The sequence below is a fragment of the Finegoldia sp. BIOML-A1 genome, assembly GCF_009678325.1.
Lineage (GTDB): Bacteria > Bacillota > Clostridia > Tissierellales > Peptoniphilaceae > Finegoldia > Finegoldia magna.
On sequence record NZ_WKZF01000002.1, the window covers coordinates 242,465 to 253,718 of the forward strand.

An 11,254-nucleotide genomic window follows, 5' to 3' on the forward strand; every position below is an offset into this window, starting at 1 on the left:
TCCTCCACACACAAATTTTATCAAAAAATGAAAAAAAATTCAATTTTAATTTATTATTGCTTCTATAAATTTTTCTGGCTCAAACTTAACCAAATCATTTACTTGTTCGCCAATTCCAATAAATTTTACTGGAATTCCCAATTCCATTTCAAGTGGAAATATCATTCCACCTTTAGCTGTACCATCTAGTTTTGTAATTATAGCACCTGTTAAATCAGTTGCATTCATAAATTTTTTTGCTTGAATAATAGCATTTTGTCCAGTTGTGCCATCTACAATTAATAAAATTTCTTTTTTAGCTTCCGGATATTCTTTTTCAATAACTCTCTGTATTTTATTCAATTCATTCATTAAATTCTTCTTATTATGAAGCCTTCCAGCTGTATCGCAAATTAATATATCTGCATCTCTACTCTTCATAGCACTAACTCCATCAAAAACAACACTAGCTGGGTCAGAACCTTCTTTGTGACTAATAATGTCAACCTTAGCTCTATTTGCCCATTCAGTAAGCTGCTCTATAGCCGCTGCTCTAAAAGTATCGGCTGCAACCATCAAAACTTTTTTCCCATCTTTTTTGAATTTCATGGCTAATTTACCAATCGTAGTAGTTTTTCCTACACCATTTACGCCGACTACTAAAATAATAGTTTTGTCATCTACATTTAAATTATTGTCGATCTTATCATTAATTATATTTTCTTTTAAGATATCAGCCAAAACATTTTTTATTTTACTTGGATCTTGAATGTTATTAAGTTTTACTTTATCTCTCAATTGAGCAACAATCTTTAATGTAGTTTCAACACCAATGTCAGCGGAAATCAAAGTTTCTTCAATTTCTTCGAATAATTCTTCATCAACCGTTCTATAATTGGCTAAAACTTGATCAATCTTATTAGAAATATTGTCACGAGTTTTAAGTAATGAATTCTTTAATTTTTCAAAAAATCCTTCCTTATTTTCTTCTTTATCTTCGATCATTTCTTTAGATTGTTCTTGGTATTTTTCGTTATCAGTTTCAGACTTTTCATTCTTTTCTTCAACGACTTTTTCAGCATCATTAACTTCTTCGCTTATTTCTATATTTTCATTGGATTGACTAATTTCTAATTCTTCTTGTTGTAAATCTTCTTCTGTATTTTTTGTTTCTTCGTCATCTTTTTTAGACTTAAACTTATCAAAGAACTTATTTAGCATATCTCTCTCCTATCTACATCTAATTTAATCATTTTAGATATTCCATCTTTTTCCATACTTATTCCATATAATATGTTAGCTATCTCCATTGTACTTTTTCTATGTGTAATAATAATGAATTGAGTTTTTTCTTTAAATTTAATTAAATATTCTTTGTATCTCTTAATATTTATTTCATCTAAAGCAGCATCTATTTCGTCTAATATACAAAAAGAAGATGGTCTTGTCTCAAAAATCGCAAAAAGCAACGCTACCGCCGTCAACGATCTTTCTCCACCGGACAACAAGTTTAGACTTTGAAGTTTTTTCCCAGGTGGTTGAGCAGTTATTTCAATTCCAGAACTTAGAACATCATCTTCGGTCAATTTAAGACTTGCATATCCTCCATTAAAAAGTTGTTTAAAAATCGCAATAAATTTTGTATTTATTTCTTCAAATTTTTTGGTGAATACTTCTTTCATTTCTCTATTAAGCTTATTAATAGCACTCATGATATCTTCCCTGGATTCAATTAAATCATTTTTATTTTTAGTCATAAAATCAAATTCTTTTTTAACTGATTCATATTCTTGAATACTATCTACAGAAAAAGAACCTATATTTCTTAAATCATTGATAATTTTATTGATTTCTTTCTGACTAATTTTAATATCAGAATTAGATTCTATTGTGTCTATATTAATATCATAGAGCTCATTAATATCTATTTTTATATTATTTAACTTCTCTGTTGTATTTAAAGCCTTTTCAATTAATGAGTTATTGCTTATTTCTATTTTTTGAACACTAGAATTTGAATCATATATTGATCGCTCAATCTTTGTTAACTCTGATTTAAATTCATTCATATTGGACTTCATATTTAAAATTTCATTATTTAGTCCAGAAATAATATCATCATAATCAATAGTTTTAGATTTTATATCATTTTTAAGGCTTTTATATTTAGAAACATTTTTATGAATTTCATCAATTTTAACTGAATTAACTTTAAAGTTATCTTCCAAATATTCTTTTCTAATTTTTGCATCATTTAACTGATTATTAAATATATTTAAATCCCTTTGTACAGAAGAGTATTCAGATTTTAAACTAATCATATTCATTTTTTCCGAATTATATTGTTCTTGTAATTTTTCAATTTCAACACTTAATTCTTTTAAAAGACTTTCTAATTCTACAATTTGATTTTTTAAATCAGTTTCTTGTAAATCATTGGCATCACTTTGTATAGTATTTGAATTCAACTTATTATCAAAATCACTAATATTAGATTTCAAATATTTAATTTCAAACTGTTTGTCCTTGATGTTGCTATTACAAGCATCCCTTTCAGTTCTTAATTTTACAATCTTATCTTCAATAATTTCTAAATCGGATTTGTTTTGATTTACAATATCAATATTTTCTTCGTATATTTTTTTCAAATCGTTGTATTCATTAACACAGTCTTTATACAAATTTTCAACAGAATTTAAACTATTTTTCGTTGATAGTATTGAGTAATTGGAAGGCTTTTTATATCCACCTACCATTGAACCCCAACTATTAATGATATCACCATCTAATGTAACTATTCTATAGTTTTTGTATTTCGAACTTACGATAATAGCATCTTCCATATTTTGAGTAACAAGTGTTTTCTGTGCAAAATAATCTACAATATCCCTAAATTTTTCATCAGATTTTATAAATTCATTTAAATGTCCAAGTACCAATTCATCTTTTACATAATTATAATTTCTAGATTTTATTTTATTTAATGGTAAAAAAGTAAGTCTTCCTATCTTATTTGACTTCAAAAAATTAATTAATTCCTTACCATCATTTTCATTCCTGACAATTATATTTTGAAACGCTGATGACATTATTGCATCAACAGATTTCTCATACTGCTTTGCCACACTGATTAAATCCCCAAGTGTCCCTATTACTTTATCTTGTAAACTAGGATTTAACTTTTTAAAAAAGTTTTGAACTGTAAAGTTGTATCCTTCGTGATTATCTATAGTATTTTTCAAAAACATATATTTATTTTTGTTAGTTATCGATTCTTCTTTTAAATTAGATAATTTGTCTCTTAAATCAAGTAAAAACTTTTCTTTATCTTTAATAATACAAGAAATTTGTTCTTTACCTTTATTTAAAGTATCTAAACTTTTATCGTAATCACTTACGATTACTTCAAAATTACTTAATTCTTCTTCTAATTTTTTTAATTTTAATTCAGATCCTTCTTTTTGATTTCTTAGCTCTGATATTTCCTTCAATCTTTCTTGTTCAATAGCATCTCGTGAGGATTTTTCAATAATATGTTGTGTATAAATTGACTGTAATTTTTTTAATTTTTCTGATTTCTTATCGCTCAATTCTTTTTTAATGTTAAGTTCCTCTTTAGAATCATCAATATTCAATTCTTCTAAATTTGAATTTATTTCTTCAAGCTTTTTCTCTGATTTTTTTATTGTATTTTGTAAATTATCAATTTTTGATGTTAAATTTTTAATTTCTGATGAATAATTCTCGTTTTCTTTTGTTAATCTTTCTAATTCAGTGTTGCTATTTTTAAGTCTTTCATCATTCAATTGAATATCTGATTCGTTTTTTATTTTTTGACTCTTAATATCAGCTAAATTAGAGATTTTCAATTCTGTATCGATATCTATTTTATTGATGCTTTTTAATAAATCATTTCTTTTATTTTCAAATTTTACAAGTTTTGATTTTAAGTCAATCAAGCTTTTATCATTATTTTCTTTTTTCTCAATGACATCACTTAGTGTAATAGAAAGTTTTTCGATATCCAATAAAGCTTTTTGGATTTCCATTTCTTTTAGTTTTTCTTCCAGAACAATTCCTTGTTTAGCCTTTTTACTTTCTTTTTCTAAATATTTTAATCTATCGACTTGTGAAATCAATATATCTTCAATTCTTAGTAAATTCTCATTAGTTTGTTCAAGTTTCTTAACACTTTGCTCTTTAATGTATTTTTGTTTGGAAATTCCAGATGCTTCTTCGAATAATTCCCTTCTATCTTCACTTTTTGATGACAGAATTTCGTCGATTTTACCTTGACCTATTACAGAATACCCTTCTTTTCCAATTCCTGTATTTAAAAATAATTCCTTTACATCTTTTAAACGAACTTGGTTTTTATTAATGTAATATTCACTTTCACCAGTACGGAAAACTCTTCTCGTTACTGTAATTTCTTGATAATCAATGTCTTTCCATAAGTCATTTTCGAATGTTATGGAAACTTGTGCAAAGTTAACAGGTTTTTCCTTCTGAGTTCCAGCAAAAATAACATCTTGCATTTTATTCCCACGGAGATTTTTTGCTGATTGTTCACCTAAAACCCATAAAATAGCATCAGAAATATTTGACTTCCCGCTACCATTTGGCCCAACAATTGCTGTTATGGGATTATCAAAATTCAATTTTATTTTATCTTTAAAGGACTTAAAACCTTGTATTTCAACTGATTTTAATCCCACAGCTACACCTCTTTTTCAATATTTTTAAAAATATTTTCTAAATTAATATCAATTTTGTTGATATGATCTAACACTAAGAAGTTATTATTAGAATTAGAATATTTTATTGTTTTTAATCCATATTTTTCTTTAAAATATTTTTTGTTTTCCCCATTATAGCCGACAAAATTATTCAAAATATTTGGTTTGGCATGTATTTCTAGTGTTTCAAGATTATCATTTTTCAAAACATAATCTACCACTTTTCTATACAAATTATCTTCTACCAATTGTCTATAATTTGGATGAATTGCCCCCGCAACTACATCTTCGCCTTGTTTTATATTTTCTGTATTTAATAGACCTAATCTAATAACTGGAATGTTAGCGTTTATAAATTTTAAATATATTTTGGTACAATTTTCGACCGAATCGTGCAAATTTTCCGGACTATATTTATTAATTTTGGTAAAAGTTTCAAGCATAGTATTCTTTATAACTAAAGTTGGATATATCCTGACAAAATCAGGTTGTAACTTGATTAATTCATCTGCAGTATATAAGTCCATCTCTGTGGTTGATTTGTATAAACCGGTCATCATTTGGAGCCCTAAACTAAATCCCATAGATTTTATCAGCTCAGAAGATGTTTTAACACACTGACTATCGTGACATCTTAAATTTGAATCTAATACACTATCTACCATTGATTGAACACCTAACTCTATAGTTTCTACGTTAAATTCCTTAAGAATATTTAAAATGTGTTTATCAATATAATCAGGTCTTGTAGAAAGTCTAATCGATCGAACTTTACCGTCTTCAATGAATTCATTTGCTATTTTTAAATAGTCTATCATAGCTGTTTCTTCAATTCCTGTAAAAGATCCACCATAAAAAGCTATCTGAATATCTTCTTGACTTTTATTAGGAAAATTTGTAAGTTGATTTCTTATTTCATTTCTTATTTCATCTTTTTGAACAACTTCGATGTAATTTGTGATTTTGCGTTGATTACAGAAAATGCAATCATTTGGACATCCTAAATGAGGAATGAACAATGATACAATGTATTTTTTCTTACTCATTTATTACCCTTAATTTAATCAAGGCGTTTCTTGCAGCATCTTGTTCTGCATGTTTTTTTGAAGATCCAAATCCAGATCCTATAACCAAGTTACCTTCATAAACATCAACATAGAATTTCTTGTCGTGATCTGGGCCTTCTTCTTTAACAATCTTGTACTTTAATTTATCTCTTGAATTTTTTTGATTATTTTCCTGTAACATAGTCTTATAGTCAATAAAACTAGACTTTGTTTCTATTTCAGCTATGAATAGACTTTTAAACTTATTTTCTACAATTTTAAAAGCCGATTCATAACCAGAATCCAAATATATTGCACCAAAAACTGCTTCGAAAGTGTCAGCAAGTACACTAGGTTTTTCACTGCCACCTGAAATAAATTCACCATGACCCATCATTAAATATTTTCCTAATTCTAAATACTTGGCCATATTTGAGAAAGATTTTTCACATACCATTTGACTTCTAATCTTTGTCATAGCACCTTCTTTTAACGAAGATTTACTATTATACAAGAAATCACTAACAATTAGATCCAAGACTGAATCTCCTAAAAATTCCAATCTTTCGTTTGAAATATCTTTATATGATTTGTTTTCATTTCCGTATGAGCTATGAAAAAAAGCCAGGTTTAACAGATTAATATCTGTAAACCTGTAATCTAATTTTTCTTCTAGTTCATGTAGTTTTTCAATTCTAGCTTTGTCCACAACTATTTTCCTTGTGCCCTTTCAATTTCATTAACTACATCTTCTACATTTTTCAATGCCGATAGCTTTTCGTCATCAAGTTCTATATCAAATTCTTCTTCTACATCCATTACGATTTCCAATAATCGTACGGAATCGGCTTTAAGATCTTCTACAAATCTTGTTTTTTCGTCTATATCGTCTCTATTAAATTCATTTTTTAAGCCTTCAATAACTTTTTCATAAATTTCTTTATTCATGTTCCAACTCCTTTTTTAATTTATCAGTAACATCTTCTTCAATGAATTTTATCAGCGTTAAAATTCCAGACATAATAGCGTCCCTGTTAGATGAGCCATGAGCTTTAAACACTGGCTTCTTCGTTCCTAAAAATGGTGCAGAGCCAACACTGTTATAATCAATACCTGTACTCATTGATTTAATCATTGGAATAATAGATTGTTGAGATTTTTCATCAAGCTTAGATAATTTTGACTTAGCTAAAGTTTTAATAAACTCAACGGAACCTTCAATTGTTTTCAGAAGAATATTTCCTGAAAAACCATCAGTTACCACAACATCAAAATCACCATTCAAAACATCTCTTGCTTCAACATTACCTTTAAAATAAGGATATTTTGATAAATTCTTGTATGTTTCTAATCTTAATGAATCTCCCTTATGTTCTTCGACTCCAATATTTAATAGACCTACTTTGCAATCCTCTTTTCCTAAAATATTTTTGGAATAAACATATCCCATTTTTGCAAATTGTTCTAATAACTCAGAAGTGACATCAACATTAGCTCCAACATCTAATACTACCACATCACCCTTTAAGCTAGGTACTGTAACCATTAAACAAGGTCTAGATACATTATCAAGTCTTCTAGTTATAAGTGTAGCCCCTGTTAATAAAGCACCAGTAGAGCCTGTCGATAAAAACCCATCGTAATCTTCGTTTAATAAATCAAAACATTTTCTCATACTAGAATCTTTTTTCGATCTTATCGCTTTCGTTGGTGATTCATTATTTTCAATGGTTTCTGTAGCATTTACAAAATCTATTTTGTCTTCAAATCTTTTATTTACAATATTTCTATTTTCTTCTTCATTTCCTACTATCGTCAAGTTAAAATCTTTTTGTTCAAGAGCCATTATAGCCCCTTCTATTAATTCTGATGCTCCTTTATCGGAACCCAAAGTATCTAATAAAATTTTCATACTTCACCTCTAGTATATTCTATCACAATATTGTATGTTATAACATCAAACAAATAAAAAAGCCGCTTAATAATAATTAAACGGCTCTCTTTTCATTAATTTTGTTCTGAATTATCTACAACTTGTTTTCCATCGTAATACCCACATTCTTTACATACTCTGTGAGGTAATTTTGGAGATCCACAATTAGGACATGTAGTTATAGTAACTCTTGGTAATTTATACGAAGAAGCTCTTCTTTTATCTCTTCTAGTTTTAGAAGTTTTTCTCTTTGGTACTGCCATGCTACACCTCCTTAAGGACTTTAGTCCTTAAAATTTATACAAACAACGTAGTTAATTATAATATAATAATGTTAAGTTGTCAATAAAAATATTATTATTTTGCTAAGTCTAAAGTGTCTCTAGCAATCATTAATTCTTCATTAGTTGGAACAACATAAACTTTAACTTTTGAATCATCAGCTGAGATTAAAGCTTCTTCACGAGTATTGTTCTTTTCAAGGTCTAATTTAACGCCTAGTTCTTCAAATGTATCTAAGATATCTTTTCTCATAGATGAAGAGTTTTCCCCGATACCACCAGCGAAGCAAATTGCATCAACATGACCTAATTCAGCCATATATCCACCAATATATCTCTTAACTCTTTCAATAAACATATCAAGTGCTAATTGAGCTCTATCATTTCCTTTTTCAGCTTCTTCTTCTAAGTCTCTAAAGTCTGAACTAATTCCAGAAACTCCTAATACACCAGATTTTTTATTTAAAATTTGGTTCATTTCATCAGCTGAATATCCTTTTTCGTTCATTAAGAATGTCATTACTGTTGGATCCAAATCTCCACTTCTAGTTCCCATTAAAAGTCCTTCCAATGGTGTAAGTCCCATTGATGTATCGTAGCATTTTCCATCTTTAACAGCTGCTATAGATGAACCATTACCTAAGTGAACTGTAATAATATTGATGTCTTCTTTATCTAATAATTGTTGAGTTCTTAAAGTAATGTATCTGTGACTTGTTCCGTGGAAGCCGAATTTTCTTAATCTGTAATCTTCATAGTATTCATAAGGGATAGCATACATATATGTTTTAGCTGGCATTGTTTGATGGAAAGCAGTGTCGAAAACAGCGATATTTTTCTTTCCTGGAGCTAATTTTTCACATGCTTCAATTCCCATTAAGTTAGCTGGGTTGTGAAGTGGACCAAATTTGATAAATTCTCTAATCTTATCTTTTACTTTTTCGTCAATAATGCAAGATTCTGTTAATTTATCTCCACCGTGTAGTACTCTGTGACCAATAGCAGATACTTCGTCTAAGCTCTTGATAACTCCATATTTTTCGTCTAATAAAGCATCGAAAACGTGGTTAATAGCTTCAGTATGATCTTTCATTGGTTCTTCTACTACTAATTTTTCTCCATTAACTTTATGAGTTAATTTAGAACCTTCAATTCCAATTCTTTCTACTAATCCTTTACATAATACACTTTCATCAGTCATATCAAATAATTGATATTTTAATGAAGAACTACCACAATTGATTACTAATACTTTCATTTTTTCCTCCTAATTTTTACCTAATTTACTTTCTTTTCCATGAATCAATCTATTTATATTGGATCTATGCTTGAATAATGATATTATTCCTAGCAAAATATAAATTAAACCAATGTAAAAGTCTTTTCTAATGTAAATTAATCCATAAATAACAGCTGTAACACATCCTATTATGCTTCCGAGTGAAACATATTTAGTTATAAGTACAACTATTAAAAACAATATTAATAAAAATAAAATTTGTAAATGTTGGGCAAACAATAAAACACCGAAAGATGTCGCAATTCCCTTACCACCTTTAAAATTATAAATAACCGGTAATATATGTCCTATTACACATAAAAGCCCACATACTAGTATACCTAAACTGCCGAAAAATTTAAAGCCCAAATATGCACACAATAATCCTTTTAAGAAATCAATCAAAAAAGTTGCCAAACCAAACTTCACTCCATAAACTCTTAAAGCATTCGTTGCACCTGCATTTTTGCTTCCATAATTTCTTATATCCTGTTTATAAATCAACTTAGAAAGCACAATAGAACCACTTATATTACCTATGAAATAACATATTATTCCAAGGACAATTAAATATAAATAATTCACTATTTTCCCCTTGTCTTAAATTCAAATTGCAAAGGAACACCTTCAAAGCTAAAGTTTTCCCTTAGCTGATTTTCGATATATCTTTGGTATGAAAAATGCATCAAATCATTTCTATTTATGAACACCAAAAATTTTGGTGGTCTGGCTTCTATCTGAGTAATATAAAAGATTTTCAAACGAACACCTTTATCTGATGGTGGTGGATTTAATAATACTGCTTTTGATATTACATCATTCAAAACACCTGTGCTAATTCTCATAGAATAATTATTATCTACTTTTTCGATTTCAGTAAACAAAGTATCTATTCTTTTGTTTTCTTTTACACTTATGAACACGATAGGAACATACATTACAAATCCCAATTTAGTTCGGATATCTTTTTTGAAATCATTCATAGTGTTTGTTTGTTTTTCAACAAGATCCCATTTATTCACAAGAATAATCATAGCTTTGCCTTGATCATGAGCATATCCTAAGATTTTTGTATCTTGTTCGCTGACACCTTCAGTGGCATCTATCATTAGAACGCAAATATCAGACCTATCAATTGCTGACAAAGTCCTTACAACAGAATACCTCTCAACTTCTGTGTCAATCTTTTTTCTTTTTCTTAGACCTGCTGTATCTATAAATATATACTCATTTCCCTTGTAATTAATCTTGGAATCTATGGCATCTCTTGTAGTTCCTGCAATATCAGTAACTATCATTCTTTCTTCGTTTAATAGGTTATTAATCAAAGAACTTTTACCAACATTTGGTTTTCCAATTAGACAAACTTTCGTAATATCCTCATCAGATTCTGTATTTGAATTATCATCAAATTTTGAAACTACAGCTTCTAACAAATCTCCAAGCCCCATAGAATTTGAAGCACTTATTGGAAATATTTCATAAAATCCTAGATTATAAAAATCATATACATTGTCCTGTTGTTTGATGTGATCAATTTTATTTACAACTAAAATTACGCTTTTTTTCGTTCTTCTAAGCATATCGGCAACTTCCATATCAATCGGAGTAATGCCTTGTTTACCGTCAACCATAAACAAAATAACATCTGCAGTTTCAATAGCAAGTTCTGTTTGTTTTTTAATATTTTTAGTAATGATTTCATTACTTTTTGGTTCCAAACCACCTGTATCTACAACTGTAAAATATTTATTTTGCCACTCAGCTTCCATATACAATCTATCTCTTGTAACACCTGGATCATCTTGAGTGATGGCGATTCTTTTCTTAATTAATTTATTGAATAATGTAGATTTTCCCACATTAGCTCTTCCTACAATAGCAACAACTGGTTTTGCCATGTTATCACCTCATTTCTCTATAAATGATACCATAAAATGTGTCAAATATACAATATTTCATCAAAAAAATAAAGCTAATACTAAACTTTTGTCTAG

Annotated in this window: 10 protein-coding genes; all 10 read right to left on the bottom strand. The window is 28.3% G+C overall.

Going from position 1 to position 11,254, the window contains the following annotated elements:
* Positions 1–45: 45 nt before the first annotated feature.
* Positions 46–1,200, bottom strand: coding sequence for a signal recognition particle-docking protein FtsY (ftsY, locus tag GKG00_RS03500; RefSeq protein ID WP_154254278.1), 1,155 nt, complete (start codon positions 1,198–1,200; stop codon positions 46–48).
* The gene (smc, locus tag GKG00_RS03505; RefSeq protein WP_346962828.1) at positions 1,194–4,697 is read right to left on the bottom strand and encodes a chromosome segregation protein SMC; all 3,504 of its coding nucleotides are present in this window, start codon (positions 4,695–4,697) and stop codon (positions 1,194–1,196) included. Before smc ends, ftsY begins: the two co-directional genes overlap by 7 nt.
* Positions 4,698–4,699: 2 nt before the next feature.
* Positions 4,700–5,764, bottom strand: coding sequence for a radical SAM protein (locus GKG00_RS03510; protein WP_154254280.1), 1,065 nt, complete (start codon positions 5,762–5,764; stop codon positions 4,700–4,702).
* Positions 5,757–6,473, bottom strand: coding sequence for a ribonuclease III (gene rnc, locus GKG00_RS03515; RefSeq protein ID WP_002836533.1), 717 nt, complete (start codon positions 6,471–6,473; stop codon positions 5,757–5,759). Before rnc ends, GKG00_RS03510 begins: the two co-directional genes overlap by 8 nt.
* A gap of 2 nt (positions 6,474–6,475) precedes the next feature.
* Positions 6,476–6,712 carry a phosphopantetheine-binding protein gene (locus GKG00_RS03520; RefSeq protein ID WP_154254281.1) on the bottom strand — a complete coding sequence of 79 codons (237 nt, stop codon included), beginning with the start codon at positions 6,710–6,712 and terminating at the stop codon, positions 6,476–6,478.
* Positions 6,705–7,676 (bottom strand): phosphate acyltransferase PlsX, encoded by a 972-nt coding sequence (plsX, locus tag GKG00_RS03525; protein ID WP_154254283.1) that lies wholly within the window; start codon positions 7,674–7,676, stop codon positions 6,705–6,707. The genes GKG00_RS03520 and plsX overlap by 8 nt, the downstream gene beginning before the upstream one ends.
* Before the next feature lie 95 nt (positions 7,677–7,771).
* Positions 7,772–7,960 carry a 50S ribosomal protein L32 gene (gene rpmF, locus GKG00_RS03530; protein ID WP_002836538.1) on the bottom strand — a complete coding sequence of 63 codons (189 nt, stop codon included), beginning with the start codon at positions 7,958–7,960 and terminating at the stop codon, positions 7,772–7,774.
* Positions 7,961–8,054: 94 nt separating this feature from the next.
* On the bottom strand, positions 8,055–9,236 hold the full coding sequence (locus tag GKG00_RS03535) for an acetate kinase (RefSeq protein ID WP_154254285.1): 1,182 nt from the start codon (positions 9,234–9,236) through the stop codon (positions 8,055–8,057).
* A 9-nt stretch (positions 9,237–9,245) separates the two neighbouring features.
* Positions 9,246–9,842: a glycerol-3-phosphate 1-O-acyltransferase PlsY gene (gene plsY / locus GKG00_RS03540; RefSeq protein ID WP_346962829.1), complete on the bottom strand. Its 597-nt coding sequence runs from the start codon at positions 9,840–9,842 to the stop codon at positions 9,246–9,248.
* The gene (gene der, locus GKG00_RS03545) at positions 9,842–11,158 is read right to left on the bottom strand and encodes a ribosome biogenesis GTPase Der (protein WP_094205757.1); all 1,317 of its coding nucleotides are present in this window, start codon (positions 11,156–11,158) and stop codon (positions 9,842–9,844) included. The genes plsY and der overlap by 1 nt, the downstream gene beginning before the upstream one ends.
* Between the last annotated feature and the right edge of the window lie 96 nt (positions 11,159–11,254).

Excerpts from the sequence above, each read along its gene's own strand:
- der (WP_094205757.1), bottom strand. The coding sequence starts at position 11,158 with ATGGCAAAACCAGTTGTTGCTATTGTAGGAAGAGCTAATGTGGGAAAA.
- GKG00_RS03535 (WP_154254285.1), bottom strand. The coding sequence starts at position 9,236 with ATGAAAGTATTAGTAATCAATTGTGGTAGTTCTTCATTAAAATATCAA.
- plsX (WP_154254283.1), bottom strand. The coding sequence starts at position 7,676 with ATGAAAATTTTATTAGATACTTTGGGTTCCGATAAAGGAGCATCAGAA.
- GKG00_RS03510 (WP_154254280.1), bottom strand. The coding sequence starts at position 5,764 with ATGAGTAAGAAAAAATACATTGTATCATTGTTCATTCCTCATTTAGGA.
- ftsY (WP_154254278.1), bottom strand. The coding sequence starts at position 1,200 with ATGCTAAATAAGTTCTTTGATAAGTTTAAGTCTAAAAAAGATGACGAA.
- GKG00_RS03520 (WP_154254281.1), bottom strand. The coding sequence starts at position 6,712 with ATGAATAAAGAAATTTATGAAAAAGTTATTGAAGGCTTAAAAAATGAA.
- rpmF (WP_002836538.1), bottom strand. The coding sequence starts at position 7,960 with ATGGCAGTACCAAAGAGAAAAACTTCTAAAACTAGAAGAGATAAAAGA.